The organism is Duganella sp. BJB1802 (assembly GCF_013369445.1).
GTDB lineage: Bacteria > Pseudomonadota > Gammaproteobacteria > Burkholderiales > Burkholderiaceae_D > Rugamonas > Rugamonas vulcania_A.
In genome coordinates, this window is the sequence record NZ_JABWEF010000010.1 from 83,773 (window position 1) to 101,002 (window position 17,230).

General features: G+C 68.4%; 10 protein-coding genes and 1 pseudogene. 6 read left to right on the forward strand and 5 right to left on the reverse strand.

The window, feature by feature from the left end; all coding sequences use genetic code 11:
• Nucleotides 1–103: 103 nt before the first annotated feature.
• Nucleotides 104–2,563: a S9 family peptidase gene (locus HUX88_RS16980; RefSeq protein ID WP_176362526.1), complete on the forward strand. Its 2,460-nt coding sequence runs from the start codon at nucleotides 104–106 to the stop codon at nucleotides 2,561–2,563.
• A 155-nt stretch (nucleotides 2,564–2,718) separates the two neighbouring features.
• Here HUX88_RS16980 and HUX88_RS16985 read toward each other — a convergent pair whose 3' ends face one another.
• Both HUX88_RS16985 and HUX88_RS16990 read right to left on the reverse strand, forming a co-directional pair.
• A complete protein-coding gene (locus tag HUX88_RS16985; protein WP_176362527.1) occupies nucleotides 2,719–7,410 on the reverse strand; it encodes a translocation/assembly module TamB domain-containing protein in 4,692 nt (1,563 codons plus the stop codon).
• Nucleotides 7,410–9,245, reverse strand: coding sequence for an autotransporter assembly complex family protein (locus HUX88_RS16990; RefSeq protein WP_229219386.1), 1,836 nt, complete (start codon nucleotides 9,243–9,245; stop codon nucleotides 7,410–7,412). The genes HUX88_RS16985 and HUX88_RS16990 overlap by 1 nt, the downstream gene beginning before the upstream one ends.
• A 133-nt stretch (nucleotides 9,246–9,378) precedes the next feature.
• Here HUX88_RS16990 and queC point away from each other — a divergent pair, with 133 nt between their 5' ends.
• Entirely contained in the window at nucleotides 9,379–10,086 is a 708-nt protein-coding gene (gene queC / locus HUX88_RS16995; protein WP_176362529.1) for a 7-cyano-7-deazaguanine synthase QueC, read from the forward strand.
• Here the strand turns inward: queC and HUX88_RS32420 are convergent.
• Entirely contained in the window at nucleotides 10,056–10,271 is a 216-nt protein-coding gene (locus HUX88_RS32420; RefSeq protein ID WP_229219387.1) for a hypothetical protein, read from the reverse strand. The genes queC and HUX88_RS32420 overlap by 31 nt on opposite strands.
• 16 nt (nucleotides 10,272–10,287) lie before the next feature.
• On the opposite strand from HUX88_RS32420, the pseudogene HUX88_RS32425 reads away from it, so the two are divergent.
• Both HUX88_RS32425 and HUX88_RS32430 read left to right on the forward strand, forming a co-directional pair.
• Nucleotides 10,288–10,848: pseudogene (locus tag HUX88_RS32425) on the forward strand (CHASE domain-containing protein); the annotation flags it as partial.
• A gap of 331 nt (nucleotides 10,849–11,179) precedes the next feature.
• The gene (locus tag HUX88_RS32430) at nucleotides 11,180–13,132 is read left to right on the forward strand and encodes a diguanylate cyclase (RefSeq protein WP_373886806.1); all 1,953 of its coding nucleotides are present in this window, start codon (nucleotides 11,180–11,182) and stop codon (nucleotides 13,130–13,132) included.
• Nucleotides 13,133–13,147: 15 nt separating this feature from the next.
• Here the strand turns inward: HUX88_RS32430 and HUX88_RS17005 are convergent, their stop codons facing one another.
• Complete coding sequence (locus tag HUX88_RS17005; protein ID WP_117014323.1) at nucleotides 13,148–13,540, reverse strand: hypothetical protein; 393 nt, start codon at nucleotides 13,538–13,540, stop codon at nucleotides 13,148–13,150.
• 996 nt (nucleotides 13,541–14,536) lie between these two features.
• Here HUX88_RS17005 and ltrA point away from each other — a divergent pair.
• Nucleotides 14,537–16,240 (forward strand): group II intron reverse transcriptase/maturase, encoded by a 1,704-nt coding sequence (gene ltrA, locus HUX88_RS17010; RefSeq protein ID WP_176362530.1) that lies wholly within the window; start codon nucleotides 14,537–14,539, stop codon nucleotides 16,238–16,240.
• 114 nt (nucleotides 16,241–16,354) lie between these two features.
• Nucleotides 16,355–16,600 (forward strand): hypothetical protein, encoded by a 246-nt coding sequence (locus tag HUX88_RS17015; protein ID WP_147330477.1) that lies wholly within the window; start codon nucleotides 16,355–16,357, stop codon nucleotides 16,598–16,600.
• Nucleotides 16,601–16,677: 77 nt separating this feature from the next.
• Here the strand turns inward: HUX88_RS17015 and HUX88_RS32435 are convergent, their stop codons facing one another.
• On the reverse strand, nucleotides 16,678–17,226 hold the full coding sequence (locus tag HUX88_RS32435) for a PEP-CTERM sorting domain-containing protein (protein WP_229213336.1): 549 nt from the start codon (nucleotides 17,224–17,226) through the stop codon (nucleotides 16,678–16,680).
• Nucleotides 17,227–17,230: the final 4 nt, after the last annotated feature.

Genomic DNA, 17,230 nt, shown 5'->3' on the forward strand with positions numbered 1-17,230 from the left:
AGCGTTACAGATTGTCACGGAATATCCGGCATTGGTTGACATTCACGGATAGCATAAGCAAACTGGTCCGCAGCAGCCTCGCTTCTGGACCGAAAGGACATCCATGAACAAACCGTTAACCATGCTGCCGCTGAATCTGGGATTGATGGCCGCCTCGCCGCAGGCTGGCGCGCAGGAAGGCGGCTACCGTCTGCCGCCCGCCGCGCTGATGGACATCGTCGACGCGCCGCGCGCGCCGGGCCTCAGTCTGAGCCCGCAACGCAACCTGGCCGCCGTGGTGCAGACGCCGCCGCTGCCCGGCATCGCCGAGGTGGCGCAGCCGGAGCTCAAGCTGGCCGGCCTGCGCATCAATCCGCGCACCTGTTCGTCCTCCCGCTTCTCGTTCGGCACTGACCTCGGCCTGCTGGACATCGCCACGCAAAAGGAGAGCCGCATCAAGGGCCTGCCGCGCGCGCTGCGCCTGGCGGACCTGGCCTGGTCGCCCGACCAGCGCCACCTGGCGTTCTCGCACGTGGCCTACAAGGGCGAGCGCGGCGCGGTGGAGTTGTGGCTGGTCGATATCGAGGCGCGCAAGGCCAGGCGCTTGTCGGCGCAGCCGCTGTCGGCGGTGCTCACGCGCGGCTTCAACTGGCTGCCCGACAGCAGCGGCCTGCTGGTGCACTGGCGTCCCGCCGGCATCGGCAAGGCGCCGCAGCCGGACGGCGTGCCGGCCGGCCCGATGCTGCAGGATAGCGAGCCGGGAGGCGCGCCGCGCCAGCTGCGCACCTACCAGGACCTGCTGAAGAACGAGGACGACGCGCGCCTGTTCGAGTACTACGTCACGGTGCAGATGGTGCTCTTGGACCTGCACGGCAAGCCGCGCATGATCGGCGCGCCGGGGCAGTTCTCGCGCACCTCGATCGCGCCGGGCGGCCAGTACCTGCTGACGCAGAGCGTGACGCGGCCGTATTCCTACATCGTGCCGGCGTCCAGCTTCGGCGAGCGGATCGAGGTGCGCGACCTGGCGGGCGAGGTGCTGCACACGGTGGCCACGCTGCCGCTGGAGGAGGGCCTGCCGCCGGGGAACGACGCGGTGTCCGAGGGCGTGCGCCATGTGTCGTGGCGCGCCGACGTGCCGGCCACGCTGGTGTGGACCGAGGCGCAGGACGGCGGCGATCCGGCGCGCCCGGTGATCGACAATGTCCGCGACGTGGTCTACCTGCACGCGGCGCCGTTCCGCGAACCGCCGCTGGTGCTGGCGCGGCTGACGATGCGCTACGCCGGCGTGGCCTGGGGGCGCGGCGACGTCGCCCTGATCAACGAGCGCTGGCACAAGACGCGCGACTACAAGCAGTGGATGATCGAACCGGAGCACTTGTCCACGCCTCCGGAGCTGATCTACGCCGGCTCGTACGAGGACCGCTACAACAGCCCCGGCTCGCCGGTGATGCGGGCCGACGCCAGCGGCTTCCCGCGCCTGCTGATCGGTCCCGGCACCACGATCCTGCTGGACGGCGCCGGAGCCACGCCGGAGGGCGACCGTCCCTTCATCGACCGCCTGAGCCTGACCACGCGGCAGAAGGTGCGCCTGTTCCAGAGCGAGGCGCCGTATTTCGAGAACGTGGCGGCGGTGCTCAACGACGAGGGCACGCTGCTGCTGACGACACGCGAGTCGCCGACCGAGCGGCCCAACTACTACCTGCGCGACCTGACGCGGCCCGAGGGCCTGCAGCTCAAGGCGCTGACCCACTATCCGCATCCGACGCCGCAACTGAAGGATGTGCGCAAGGAGCAGATCCGCTACCCGCGCAACGACGGCGTCGAGCTGACGGCCACGCTGATGCTGCCGTCCGGGTACGACGCGGTGCGCGACGGTCCGCTGCCGCTGCTGATGTGGGCCTATCCGCAGGAGTTCAAGTCGGCCGGCGCGGCCAGCCAGACCACCGGCTCGCCGTACCGCTTCAACGCGGTCAGCTACTGGGGGCCGGCGGCCTTCCTGGCGATGGGCTACGCGGTGCTGGACAATCCGTCGTTCCCCATCATCGGCGCCGGCGACGCGGAGCCGAACGACAGCTATCTGCCGCAGCTGGTGGCGGACGCGCAGGCGGCGGTGGACGAGGTGGTGCGGCGCGGCGTGGCCGACCGCCACCGCATCGCCATCGGCGGCCATTCCTACGGCGCCTTCATGACCGGCAACCTGCTGGCGCACACGCGGCTGTTCCGCGCCGGGATCGCGCGCAGCGGCGCCTACAACCGCACGCTGACGCCGTTCGGCTTCCAGTCCGAGGAGCGGGCGTTCTGGCAGGCGCAGGAGGTGTACCAGGCCATGTCGCCGTTCAATAACGCCGACAAGATCAAGGATGCGATGCTGCTGATCCACGGCGCGGAGGACAGCAACTCCGGCACCTTCCCCTTGCAGAGCGAGCGCATGTTCCAGGCCATCAAAGGGCTGGGCGGCACGGCGCGGCTGGTGATGCTGCCGAACGAGTCGCACGCCTACCGCGCGCGCGAGTCCATCCTGCACATGCTGTACGAGACCAACGCGTGGCTGGATAAATACGTCAAGCACGCGAAACCGGGGTAGAGCGGCGTAGAATGGCGGTACGACTCAGCTCAAGGAGTACCGACCATGCATCTCACTCACCGCGCCCCCGATCCTGTTCCGGTGGATGATCCGGCGCCGCCGGCCATCCCCCATCCCGTGCCGCAGGACGATCCTGTGCCGGACCATAATCCGAGTTAGTCGAAGGCCCAGGTGTAGAGCACGTCCAGCGCGTTGTTGGTGCCGGTCTGGAACTGCAGCGAGATGCGCGGGTTCAGCTTGTACTTCAGCTTGACCAGGCTGGTCGCCGTGCCCGCCCCCTGCTCGAAGCTCAGGTAGGCGCGCGACGACAGCCGCTTGCCCACCGTGACCACCGTGGTCTGCAAGCCCGTGGCCGCGCCGGCCGCGGTGCCGGCCGCCTGACTCACGCCCAGTTCATCCACGCCCAGCGCGTTGGCCAGCTTGCCCTGGCCGCCGCCGAACAGCGCGCCCGCCGCCGCGCTGAGCAGCGCCATGTCGTTGCCGGCGGTGTTGTCGATGCCGTGGCCCAGCACCAGCCAGGCCAGCTTGTCGCTGTCCGACACGGCCGGCGTGGACACCAGCTTGGCCACCGGCGCCAGCGCCGTGCCGCGCACTTCCACGCCCGCTTCCACATTGGTCTCGCTGAGCGCCTCGCCCTCGGGCCGGCGGCGCACGGCCAGGATGCTCAGGCCCGGGTTGTCGTAGGCGCCGGTGAAGTTGATCACGCCGCGGTCGATCGCCAGCTTCTGTCCATACGCCGCATAGGTGCCGCTGACCACGCGGATACTGCCGTTGACGCGCGGCGGCCGGCGGTCGGCCACGTGGATGCGCAGCGCGCCGGCCAGCTGGGCGTCCAGGCCCTTGCCCTTGAGGTTGAAGGCGTCGCCCAGGTCGGCCTCCAGGTCGATGTTGAGCGGCTGGCCCTGCGGCGCCTTGGCCGGCGGCGCGCCCTTGCCGATGATGACCACGTCGTCGCTGAGCGTGGGCGTGTTCTCGCCGGCCAGTTCGATGCTGGCGCGGTCGGCGCGGAACTTGCCGTCCAGCTGGAAGCGCTTGGCGTCGCGCACCAGCGTGCTCTGGCCGCTGACGACCAGGATGCGGTCGGGGCGCGACAGCACTTCCAGCTTGTCGGCGCTGAGCTTGAGGCTCATGGTGGCCTCGTTGCCGGCGTAGCGTATCCAGCCGTCGGCCTGGGCGTGGCCCTCGTTGCCGTCGAAGGCCAGCTTTTGCAGCTGCAGCTGGTCGCCGGCGAGGCGCGCCTGCAGCTGGCCGTTGCGCAGCTTGATGCCCTGGTCGACCCAGTTCAGCACCAGCTTGTCGCCGCTGATGTCGCCGTCCAGCTGCGGCGCGGCTATGGTGCCGCCGCCGTTGACGGCCAGCTTGAGCGCGCCGTCGATCTCCAGTCCCGGCTGGCCTGTCAGCGGCGCCAGCCAGGCCAGCGAGCCCATATTGGCGTTGCCGCTCAACGTGATGGCGCTGCTGTCGGCCAGGCGGCCGTCGTGCAGCTGCGCCGTGGCGTCGAGGCGCGCCTGGCCGGCGCGGGTGCCGTCCACTTTCAGCTGCAGGCGCAGCGTGCCGTCGTTGACGTCGACCCGGCCGTCCAGCGTGCGCAGGCCGAGCGGCTGCGGCAGGTCGGCGCCGGTGATGGTCAGGTCGCCCTGTTCGCGGTAGACGTGCAGCAGGCCGCCCAGCACCGGCGGGCTGTCCTTGCCGGCCGCCTGTAGTTGCAGGCCCCATTCCGCGCCGACGGTCATGGTGCTGCGGACGTTGTCGCGCCAGGCGTCGGAGAACTGGGCCAGGTAGTTGACCGGCACGCCGGCCGCCATGCCCTTGCTGCGCCACGCGGGGCCGGTTTTTTCCAGGCTGTCGATGCGGATGCTGCCGTCGGGGAGCTTGATGGCGGTGCTGCCCAGGGCGATCTGTTCGGGGTGCAGCAGGCCGGCGACGCCGCTGCCGGCCGGCGCGGCCAGCTTCAGCGGCGCCGGGGCGGCCAAGGTGAAGGCGTAGCGGCCACGGTTTTGCAGGGTGTCGATGGCGCCGGTCCAGGTGTCGTTGGCCCAGCCGCCCTTGACGCGCACGGCGGCGTCGAAGTCGGCGTTGCTGGCGCTGAGCTGCAGCGTGTGGCTGCTGCGCGTGCCGCTGGTTTGCAGGCGCGCCTTGTCCAGCGTCAGGGACGGCGAGACGTAGCGGGTGATTTCGATGTCGCTCACCAGCGGCACGTCGGCGTAGGTGTCGGTGTCGCCGTTGGCGCTGCCGCCGCGTGCCGCGTTGGCGCGTGTCGTGGCGCGGGCGTTGGCGCCGGTGGCCGCGCGGCGGTCCTGCGTCGTGGCAGCTGGCGCGGCCGCCGAACTGGCCGCCGATGCTACGGCCGATTTGGCCGCCGACGTGACCGCCGAGATGGCCGACGCGATGGTTGGCGGCGTGCTGGCCGCCAGCGCGGCGGTGCTGCCCAGCGTGGCGCTGCCGCGTATCGTGCCGATCTGCTGCTGGCCTGGTGCGCGCAGGTTGGCGCCGTCCAGCGCGAGCGTCAACGCCGGCTTGGCGCGGGTGCCGGACAGGCTGCCGCTGGCCTGCAGCGTCCCCGCGAACTGCGGACCCAGCGCCGCCAGCTGCGGCGCGTTGAGCTTCCAATCGAGCTTGTCGCGCGGGCTGCCGAAGCTGCCCTTGGCCTGCAGGCTGTTGGACGCCAGCCGCAGGTCGATGTCGGCGTTGTCGATGCTGTCCTTGTCGGCGCTGAACCGGGCGTAGCCGCTCAGCGGCGCGTTGGCGAAGGTCGACGGTTGCAGGGTCAGGTTCACGCCGGCGCGCCAGTCGGCGGCCAGCCGCGCGTCGGCCGTGAACGTGGCGTTGACGGAGCCCGCCTGCGCCGCGCCGAAGGCTGCGGGATTGAGGCGCTGTATGGCGCCGTTCATTTTCAGCTCGGGTGTCTTCTTCGGCCCGGCCAGCGTGACGTCGCCGGCGGCGTGGATCAGGCTATCGGGCACGGGGCGCTTGGCGGAGGCGAGGCCCAGTCCCTTGGCGTCGGCTTCGAAGGTGGTGCGCGGCTCGGCCATGCTGCCGGTGACGATGCCGCTGGCGCCGACGGCGCCGATCAAGTCCGAGGCCAGCGCCGACAGCTGGCGCGCGTCGACTTTCCAGCGCAGCTGTTCGCCCGGCGCGCCGAAGCCGCCGCTGATGTCGGCGGTGTTCTGCGCCATCGCCAGGTGGGCGTCCACGCCGCTGATGTGCTGCGCGTCCGCATTCAGCTTGCCGTTGCCGGACAGCGTCTGGCCGGCGAGCTTGCTGGCCTTCAGGTCGAAGCTGGCCGCCACCTGCCATGCCGGCGCGACGTGGCCGCTGGCGTTGATGTCGGCATTGAGGTCGGCCACCGGATAGCCGGCGCCCAGCGCGGACGGATCGAAATGGTCGGCGCGCAGCTTGGCGCTGAATTCCCGCTTGTTTTTGAGGCTGGCCTGGCCGGTGGCGCTGATGCTGCCTTTCTTCGCCAGCAGGCGCGCTTCGTGCAGCTGCAGCAGGGCGTCGGCCAGCGAAGCTTGCAGGTCCAGGCGCAGGCCGTCCTGCGCCAGTTTGGCGCTCAGCGTTTGCATGCTTGGCGTGCTGCCCAGCGTGATGTCCCCGGCGACGCTGGTCTTGTTGATGCTGCTGTGGATGTGCTTCAGGTCGAGGCGGTCGGTGTGCAGCGCGAACTGCGCGGCGTCGACGCCGGCGTCGGGCGCGCTGCGCTTGACGTGGCCGCCGCCGGTGAAGCGTCCCGCCGCGCCCAGGTCGAGCAGCACGTTCTCCAGCTGGGAGGCGGTCAGCGTGCCGGCCAGCTTGCCGCTGAACGCTTGCAGCGGCAAGCCTTGCTGGTCGAGCGGCGCGGCCTTGCCTTGGTTGAGCAGGGCGAACTGGCCGGACAGCTTTTGATCGGCGCCGATGGCGGCGCTCACCTGCAGGCTGAATTTCGCCTGCGGCCAGCTTGGGTCGAAGCCGGCCGGATCGAGGTCGCGGGCGTTCAGGTCCAGCGCGCGCAGGATGACGGGGTCGAACGGCGCCAGCGTCACATTGGCCTTGCCGCTGGCGCCGTTGGCGCTGCCTTGGGCCTTGAGCGTCAACAGGGCCAGGTTGCCGCCGGCCTCCAGCGACAGACGCGCGCCGCCGGCGGTCTGCGCCGGCTGAGCGCCACCGGCGGTCTGCGTTGGCCGCGTGGCCCCGCCGGTCTGCGACGATTGCGCGGCGGCGCCGGTTTGCACCAGCGCGGCCTTGCCTTGCAGCGCGAACGGCTTGTTGGCGCCGATGGTCAGGTCGGCGGTGGCATCGCCGAACGCGGTGTGGGCGCTGGCCTCCTGCAGGTGCCAGCTGGTGCGGTCGCCGTACAGCTGGAAGCGCAGGCGCTCGATCACGTTGCTGCCGGTGGCGCTGGTCAAGGTCAGCTTGTCGAGCCGCGCGTCGGACAGGCTGAGACGGAAGGGCGCGGCCAGCGACTCGGGCATCTTGGCCGGCTCCGACGGGCCGAGGCTTTGCACCGTCAGCGCGGCCACATGCAGTTCGCTGATGGCCAGGCCTTCGGAAAAATACTGCAGCGGCGACCAGTTGATGTCGATGTCGTCCGCCGTGATGACGCTGTCCTTGCTGCGGTAGACCAGATGCCCGATGTGCATGCGGTGGTACAGCGATCCGGAGACGCCGCTAACGGCGACCTGTCCGCCGCTGGCGTTGGCGATGCGCTGCACCAGCTGCTGCAAGGTCGATTCGCGGCCCAGCAGCCAGAAGGCGCCGGCCAGCAGCGCTACCAGCACGCCCAGCGAAATGAACACGCGGCGCGGCCAGCGGCGGCGCGGCGGCGTGGCGGCGGTGGCCGGTGCGGTTTTGTCTTGGTTGTCGGCCATCAGAAGGTGAATCCCAGCGAGAAGTGCAATCGGTATTTATGGACCGCGTGGCCGTAGGCGACGTCCACGTTGATCGGCCCGACGGGGCTTTTCCAGCGGCCGCCGGCGCCGTAGCCGGATTTCGGATGCAGCGCGCTGAAGGTGTCGCCCGCGTTGCCGGCGTCGTAGAACACCGCCATGCCGTAGGCGGGCTTGAACCAGTACTGGAACTCGGCGCTGCCGGTGGCCAGGTAGCGGCCGCCGGTGATGGCGTCGCCTTCATGCACGCCCAGCTCCTGGAAGGCGTAGCCGCGCACCGACTGGTCGCCGCCGGCGCGGAACAGGTACACGGCCGGCACGCCGTTCTTGTCGCGCGAGGCCAGCGCGCCCATTTCCCCGCGCAGTATCAGGTTGGTGCTGGCGGTCAGCGGCCGGTACCACACGGCGCGCGCGTAGCCGCGCACGAAGGCCTCGTCGGTCAGGATGGGCAGCAGCGCGCCGCCCAGTTGCGCGTTGAGCGCGTAGCCCTTGGTCGGGAACAGCAGGTTGTCCAGCTTGCGCCAGGTGACGGCGTAGGTCAAAGGCAAACTCTTGCTGGTGCTGGACGGGATGCCGTCGATGGTCTTGGTCTCGGTCAGCAGCTCCAGCGACAGGCTGCGCTCGAGCAGCGGCGTGCCCCAGGCGCGCTTGCCGGCCACGCTGGCCACGCTGGTCACCTCGCCGGAAATGTCGCTGCGCTCGAACGAGGCGCCGAAGCTGTCGTTGTAGCCGTCGGCCGTGGTGGGGAAGTAGAAGTCGCTGCGCGCGGTCTGCTTCTTGGTCTCCAGCGTCAGCGCGCTTTTCATGCGCAGGCCGAACACCGACAGGTCGTCATACGCCAGCGAGGCGCGGTTGCCGGTGTTGGTGCTGAAACCCAGGCCGGCGCTGACGTTGCGGCGCTTGTTCTCGGTCACGCGTACCAGCAGCGGCAGCGGCGCCATCTCCGCCTCGGCGTTCTGCGCCGGCGTGGCGGCGCCGGCCTCCAGCTGTTCGTTGAGCACCGCGCCCATGTCGGCGCTCACCTCCACGCTGCTGAAGTAGCCGGTGTCCTGCAGGCGCGCCTGGTAGGACTGCAGCGCGGCCTCGCTGTAGTAGTCGCCCGGATGGATGGGGTTCAGGTTGCGCACGATGGCGGCCGGGTAGCGCTTCAGGCCCTCCACGCGCAGCTCGCCGAAGCGCAGCTCCGGGCCGCTGTCGAGCACCACGCGCAGCGCGGCCAGGTGGTTGTCCGGGTCCACCGTGGCCTGGCTGTCGGTCAGCTGCGCGCGCGGGTAGCGCGTCTGCACCACCTGGCGCAGCAGGCCGCGCTTGGCCTGCTCCCAGTCGGTCTGGCGGAACACCTGGCCTTTCTTGAGCGTCCAGCCGGCCTTCAGCGAGGCCGTGTCGAACTGTTTTTCGGGCGGCAGGCCGGGCACCGGCGCGAAGCCTTGCAGCACCAGGTCGATGTCGCCGACGCGCACCGGCTCGCCCGGCTGCACGCTGAGCTCGACCCGGGGCGTGTCGCCGTCGCGGTCGAGCCGGGCGTCGACCACCGGCGAGTAGTAGCCGTCCGTGGCCGCCAGCGTCTTGACCTGCGCCGGCGCGGCGCGCACCAGGCGCACCAGCTGCTCGCGGTCCATGCGCGGGTTGCCGCGAAAGCGCAGCAGGTCAAGGTTCTGTTCCAGCAGTTCCCGCAGCGGGGCGGGGGCGTCGATGTGGACGTCGTATTTCAGTCCCTGCGCGGCGGCGGGCTGCGCAATGGCCGCCAGGACGCCGGCCACGGCGAGGCGGCCGGATACTTTTGTCACAACTTGTGCCAAAATTCGTGATCCTGCCATTTTTTTTGCTGGCGATGCCGGTAACATGAGACTCCATCAGGGTGTACGCTGGCTGACATGTTACCGGATTGCCCTAAACGATGGCGTACTTATAACGTTGCAACGCCCTGCAAGTCCTTGAAAGAACATAGCAATGCTGCCTACCGATTCCGCCCTGGTCCTGTTTAGCGGTGGCCAAGACTCCACCACCTGCCTGGCCTGGGCGCTGAAGCACTACGCGCGCGTGGAAACCATCGGCTTCGACTACGGCCAGCGCCACGCCGTCGAGCTGACCGTGCGCCCCTCCGTGATCGAGCGCCTGCGCGCCCACTCGCCCGAGTGGAACGCCAAGCTGGGCGAGGACCACATGATCGACCTGTCGCTGATCTCCGAGATCTCGCAGACCGCGATGACCCACGACATCGCCATCGAGACCCAGGCCAACGGCCTGCCCAACACCTTCGTCCCGGGCCGCAACCTGCTGTTCATGACGGTGGCCGCCACCGTGGCCTACCGGCGCGGCCTGACGGTGCTGGTGGGCGGCATGTGCGAGACCGACTTCTCCGGCTACCCGGACTGCCGCGACGACACCATGAAGGCGCTGCAGGTGGCGCTCAACCTGGGCATGGACACCCGCCTCAAGCTGGAGACCCCGCTGATGTGGCGCGACAAGCGCCAGACCTGGGAGCTGGCGCAGGAGCTGGGCGGCCAGGCGCTGGTCGACCTGATCCGCGACGGCACCCACACCTGCTACCTGGGCGAGCGCGGCGCGCTGCACGACTGGGGCTATGGCTGCGGGACCTGCCCGGCCTGTGCGCTGCGCGCGCGCGGCTACCGCCAGTTCGCGGGCACCGAGGTGTAGATGCCCTCCGACCCCCAGGCGCGGCTGCGCCGGCTGCTGCAGGCATCGCTCTCGCCGGGCGTGCTGCCGGTGCTGGTGCTGGCCGGCTGCCTGGGGGCGACCGGCGCGTTGTGGCTGGGCGCCCGCGCGCAGGCCGGGCAGGAGCTCGAGGCGGACTTCAACAGCCGCGTGCGCGAGCTGCTCATCAATCTCGACCGCCGCATGCGGACCTACGAGCAGGTGCTGTACGGCGTGCAGGGCTTGTTCGCCAGCTCGGTCGCGGTGGACCGCGCCGAGTTCCGCACCTACCTGGCCGGGCAGAACCTGGACGCGCACTTCCCCGGCATCCACGGCGTCGGCTACATGGCGATGGTGACGCCGGAGCGGCGCGCCGACCACGAACGCCTGGTCAGGCTGGACGGCGATCCCAACTACCGCGTGCGGCCGGACGGCGCGCGCGCCTGGTATGCGCCGGTGGTGTACCTGGAGCCGTCCGGCGGCACCAACCGCCGCGCGTTCGGCTACGACGCCGCATCCGAGCCGGTGCGGCGCGCCGTGCTGGAGCAGGCGCGCGACTCCGGCCTGCCCGCCGTCAGCGGCCGGATACGGCTGGTGCAGGAGGAGGTCGAGCCGGTCCAGTCGGGCTTTTTGATGGTGCTGCCGGTGTACCGCCACGGCCAGGCCACCGGCACCCCGGCCGCGCGCCGCGCCGCCATCGAGGGCTGGGTGTACGCGCCGTTCCGCGTGGGCGATCTGATGGCCGGGCTGGGCGGGGCGCGCGCCGCCGCGCTGGCGGTCAAGATCTACGACGGCGACGCCGTGGCGCCGGCCGCGCTGATGTACGACAGCCATCCAGGCGGCGCCGGCGGCCAGCGCAGCAGCGTACGCCGGGTCGGCGCCGGCGGTCATTCGTGGACGCTGCTGATCGCCGCGCGGCCGGGCGCCGCGCCGGAGCGCGACCCGCGCGCCAGGTGGCGCTCGGCGGCACGCTGCAGGCGCCGTAAAGGCCGGTCTGATCTGGCTGCTGGCGCGCGGCCGGGGGCGGGCCCGCGCCGCGCAGGCGCGCGCCGAACAGCTGGCCGCCGAGCTGCGCGAGGGCCAGGCCACGCTGCGGGTGCTGGCCGACGGCGCCCAGCGCAGCCAGGCGATGTTGCGCAGCATTCTAGATTCCACCGTCGACGGCATCCTGGTCGACAACCACAAGGGCGGCGTGCTGAACGCCAACCGCCGCTTCCGCGAGCTGTGGAGCGTGCCCGAGCAGCTGGACTGGCAGGCCGACGGCGCCGCCCTGATGGCGCACATGGCGCGGCAGCTGCGCCATCCGGGCCAGGCGACGCCGCTGGCGCCGGCGGCGGGCGGGCCGCCGGCCGGCCAGCTGGAACTGCTGCACCTGAAGGACGGCCGCGTGATCGAGCAGCACACGCGCGGCCTGCTGCTGGGCAGCGAACCGGCGCGGCTGTGGTCGTTCCGCGACATCACCGGGCGCACCCAGGACGAGCAGCGCGAGCGCAACCGGCGCCACGTGCTGGAGCTGCTGGCCACCGGCGCGCCGCTGCCGGCCATCCTGGAGAGCGTGGTGCTGGGCGTCGAGGCCGGCAACGAGGAAATGTTGTGCAGCATCCTGCTGCTCGACGAGGCCGGCGAGCGCCTGCTGGTGGGCGCGGCGCCCAGCCTGCCGGCCTTCTTCAACGCCGCCGTGCACGGCCGCCCGGTCCAAGGCAGCCAGGGCGCCTGCGCGCAGGCGGTGCTCACGCGCAGCCGGGTGATCGTCGAGGACATCCGCCGCGCGTCGGGCTGGACCGAGTACCGCGACCTGGCACTGCGCGCCCGGCTGGGCTCGTGCTGGACCGACCCGATCTACGGCGCCGGCGGCAAGGTGCTGGGCACCTTCGCCATCTACCACCGCGAGGCCCGCCTGCCCGGCGCGGCCCACATCGCGCTGATCGAGCAGGCCGCGCGGCTGGCCGGCATCGCCATCGAGCAGGCCCAGGCGGCGGCCGCGCTGCGCGCCGGCGAGGCCCGCTTCCGCAGCCTGTACGACCACGCGCCGGTGGCGCTGTGGGAGCAGGACTGGTCGGCGGTGCGGGCCGCGCTGGCCGAGCTGGAGCTGTCCGGCGTCGACGACCTGGGCCGCTATCTGCAGGCCACCGCCAGCCAGCTGCGGCGCCTGGCCGGGCTGGTGCGCATCGTCGACGTCAACGCCGCCGCGCTGGCGCAGGTGGGCGCGGCGCCGGGCCGGCACGAGGCGCCGCGGCTGACGCTGGCCCAGAATTTCGATGCGGCCGCCATGCCCAGCTTCGCGCTGGCGCTGACCGCGCTGGCGCAGGGCCAGCACTTCTTCGCCTGCGAGGGCAGCTTCGAGCGGCTCGACGGCACGGTGCGGCTCAACGAGCTGACCTTGCTGGTGATGCCGGGCCACGCGCACAGCCTGGACTTCGTCATCGTCTCGACGCTGGACGTGACGGAGCGGCGCCGCCTGCACGACGAGCTGAGCGTGCTGGCCACCACCGACTTCCTGACCGGCCTGCCGAACCGGCGCGAGTTCATGCGCCGGCTGGAGGACGAGCACGCCCGGCTGCGGCGCGACGTCGGCGGCTGCGCCGCCGTGCTGCTGCTGGACGTCGACCACTTCAAGCGCATCAACGACGAGCACGGCCACGCGGCCGGCGACGCCGTGCTGCGCCAGCTGGGGGCGGCGCTGCGCGAGGGCCAGCGCCAGATCGACGTGCTGGGCCGCATCGGTGGCGAGGAGTTCGCGCTGCTGTTGCCGGGCACGGCGCCGGCGGAGGCGGCGGTGCTGGCCGAGCGCCTGCGCCAGCGCGTGGCGCAGACGCCGATGGGGCGCGGCGACGGCGCGGCGCTGGCGGTGACGGTGAGCATCGGGATCGCGGCGCTGGACGGCGGCGAGGGTGGCGGCGAGGCGGCCCTGCGGCGCGCCGACCAGGCGCTGTACTGCGCCAAGCGCGGCGGCCGCAACCGGGTGGCGCTGGCGGGGGAGGAGACGGTGTGCGAGGCGGGGAAAGAGGCGGATCGGCCGGGAGTTCAGGTCCCGGCCGCTTCCGGTTGAAACTGTGGGGACGGCTTAGACCGCGTGTTCCATGGTGGCGCGCAGCTGCTGGCGGCGCGAGCGCGAGCGGAACACCATGTACAGGCCGACCGGGATCAGCAGCGGCAGCAGCAGGGGCGAGACCGCCGCCGCCACCACCACGGCCAGCAGCACCAGGCCGCTGATCATCAGGATGCCTAGGCCGGCGAACAGCAGGCCGACGAACACCGCGCTGCAGGTGATGGCCACGGCGGCGATCAGCAGGCCGCCGCCGGCGAACACGGTGCCGAGCAGGAAGCCCAGCGGGCCGTCGATCTCGTCGCCGTCGATGTTGACGTGCATGCCGTCACCGAAGATCGACTGCCACGCGGCGGCGGCCAGCAGGGCGACGAAGGCGGCGAATACCAGTTTTTTTGCGGTGATTTTCATGGCGGACCTCGGTGGTTGGGTGGTTCTGTTTTATCCAATGCCGTTTGGCATGGTTGAACTGTACCGATCGCCCCCGGCGGCGGCCAGCGGATTGCGACAGACCGGCAAATCGGCGGGATGGAATGCCTGTCCGGCGCGACGAGCCGGAATCTTCCTTGATTTAAAGTTATGCCTGCCTATACTGATACTCTGAGTGCGACAATCGTGTCGCGTTTTTGCGGGCAGCTGGCCCCCGTAGTCTTGGCTAGCCCTTGAATGAGGCGAATTTTGCCTCTCCTGCAGAGCGCTCTGCTCTGCGATGCCTTGTCGTGCCGCTCCAGGTAGGCTTTGGAGCGTGCCGCGACCGGATGTACGACCATCTGTCACCTACCCAAGCATGCGTTGCCGGTAACGGCTCGGTATGAAGCCTTGGGAACAATGCACTCCCGTGTAACAACGGCATTGCCCCATGCGAATGAGGCGATGGACACTGCTAGCAGCAATGCGGTAGAGAGGCTAGGTGAGTGCTGCATGGGCAACATATGTGAACTATCGTTTGAACCCTCGTAATCAGTGATCGGCCCAAGCTGCTGGTGGCCGTAACCAAACGGTGTGGGATTGGTTGTGCTTGTTCAGATTAAGCACACGTCGTCATGCAATCTCCGGGGGAGAGATAGGCCCTAAACAGCCAGTCGTGAAACAAAGTTTCGTTTCACGTTCGGTATCGCAGGGAACTTGTTAAACCCGACGCTTCGCCGGATCATCGGCAGGGGACCCGCAAGGGGAACTGTGGAGGCAGCGGGCAGAGGATGGTGGAAAAAGCGAAGGCCGTGCTGTAATGGCGCGGATAGGGATTCAAGATTTGTCCCAGCCTGAAAGGGCGCCCACTTCCACCTGGTGTAATAGTCGTTCAGCGACTGTATCGACTCTAGTAGTTTTCTTTTCCGCCCCGAAGGGACGCGTTGCCCTTCGGGGACAACTGCGTCCTCGATGGGTATCACCTATACGAGGTACAGCATGAGAGTAACCGATAGCAGTTTCATCGGTTCTGCGTCCTCGCACGCCCCGACTGAATGGGCCGCCATCGATTGGCGACAGGTTCAGTTCAACGTGAGAGCCATGCAGATTCGATTAACGAAGGCGACACAGGATGGCAACTGGCGCAGGGTGAAAGCCCTGCAAAGGTGGCTGACCAACTCGTTTAGCGCCAAAGTACTGGCGGTTAAACGCGTGACCGAAAACCAAGGCAAACGGACGGCGGGAGTCGACCGTGAACTCTGGGACACACCGCAGCAGAAGATCGCGGCGGTGTCCCGGTTGAAGAAGCGAGGCTACAGGCCCCTGCCTTTACGGAGGGTATATATTCCCAAATCGAATGGCAAGATGCGCCCGCTGGGCATCCCGACCATGCGTGACAGGGCCATGCAGGCGCTATACCTGCTGGCACTTGATCCGGTTTTGGAATCGGTGAGCGATCCGAATTCCTATGGATTTCGCAAAAACCGCTCAACGGCCGACGCGATGTCGCAGATCTTTATCAGGATGTCGCAGAAGACCGCGGCAGGCTGGGTACTGGATGCGGATATCGAGGGCTTTTTCGACAACATCAACCATGACTGGATGCTCGATCACGTCTGTATGGACCGATCGATTTTTCGGAAGTGGCTGAAGTCTGGTGTTGTGGACCGGGCGCAATTGTTGGCTACAGAGGCAGGAACGCCACAGGGAGGCATCATTTCCCCGGCGGCGGCAAATTGGACGCTGAATGGACTGGAAACAGGCCTCATTGCTCACATGGGTGGGAAGTGTGGACAGTCCGCGATGAAGAAACTGAAAATCGGTGTGATCCGTTATGCGGATGACTTCGTGATCACCTGTGCTTCGAAAGAAGTGCTGGAGCATGAAGTCCGACCGTGGATAGAGTCATTCCTCAGTGAACGAGGTTTGAAGCTGTCTGCGGCGAAAACGAAGGTGGTTCATATCGATCAAGGTTTTGACTTCCTTGGATGGAATTTCCGCAAGTACTCCGGGAAATTGCTGATCAAGCCCAGTAAGAAAAATGTGAAAACATTCTATGACAAGCTTAGGGACGTCGTCGGCGCCAGTCTGGGCTGCAAGCAGGAGCAGTTGATCGGCCTGCTGAACCCCGTGCTGCGAGGGTGGGCGCAATATCACGCCCCCGTAGTAGCCAAAGCCGCGTTCTCGCGCATGGACTCGCTGCTGTACTGGCGGCTCGTGCGCTGGGCCAAGCGGCGTCACCCGACCAAGAGCAGCAACTGGATACGCCAGCGTTATTGGCGCTCGGTTGATGAACGCAATTGGGTGTTCGCTGCGGATGTCAACAAGGGCGATGGCGAGCAAGGTGTAATGGCGTTGTACTCGTTAGCGAGTACACCCATCAAGCGCCACGAGAAGGTCAAAGGGGAGTTCCATCCCTACGACCCGCGCTGGGAATTATATGGTGAAACTCTCTTGCAAAATCGTGTGTTAAAGACATTGCGATATCGTAAAGAATGGGCTAACTTATATATTCACCAGCATGGTTTGTGCGCGCATTGCGGGACTGCGATGGACTTGGACAGTGGATGGCATGACCACCATATTGTTCCTCGTGTACAAGGTGGATCCGATGTTCTCGGAAATCGCGTGCTCGTACATCCAAATTGCCATACTCAGATTCACAGCCTTGGATTGACGGTTGTGAAACCGGCTTTTGAATGAAAGTTTTTATTACGCTTGAGCCGTGTGCGGTGAAAGTCGCAAGCACGGTTCTTAGGGGGGAGGGTTCCGGTAACGGGGCCTTCCTACCCAACCCATTGCAGGGAGGGCTCTAACATGGCTTGGCTAGAATTGAGCGAGGGTCAATCGCTATCCTCGATTTGCAAGCGGACCTGGCGCCAGCGCAGCGCACAGCACCTTTCCGGCGGAGGCCCCAAGGGCCCGCCGTCGGCGCCGCCGACGATACCGCCCATCATCATCACGCCGTTCAGCTACCACACGCCTGATCCGGCCATCGACCCGCGCGTGACGCCGCTGCGCCCGCCCATCGTGCCGCCGCCGCGGCCGTGCATCTCGTGCTGAGCGCCGCCGGCTGAGCGCATCGCCGCCGGACGTAAAAAAAGCCCGCTGCAAGCGGGCTTTGGTGCTGGGCGGGACGGTTATGCCCGCGTCTTGCGGCGGCGTGCGATGAAGCCCACCAGGCCCAGGCCGGCCAGCATCATGGCGTAGGTTTCCGGTTCCGGCACCGGCGCGCCGATCTGGTACAGGCCGGCGTTGGAGGTGGCCTGGAGCGCGGTGAAGAACTTGTCGACGCCGCTGCCGGCGTTGAACGCATAGAAGTTGGTGACGTTGCCCGGTCCGCCCTGGCCGTTGCCGAAGTGCAGGCCGACGATGACGTTGCCGGTCAACAGCTGCGGGAAGTCGTAGGTCGTGACGTGGGTCAGCGGGTCGGCGCTGACGTTGAACGAGGTGATCGGCGCGCCGCTCTGGCCGAAGAAGGAGAACTGCGAGGCCAGCAGGTTGGAGACCGTCAGCTTGTCGGCTGGCGAGCTGTCGACCACGTTGCCGGCGGTGCTGTAGCATTTCGAGACCGTCACGCCGGGCAGGTCGAAGGTGAGGTCGGTCGTGGCGCAGCCGGCCGCCGAGGCCAGGCCGGAGGCGGACAGCAGGGCTGCCGCAACGAGTTTTGGAAGTAAATTTTTCATCATGGAC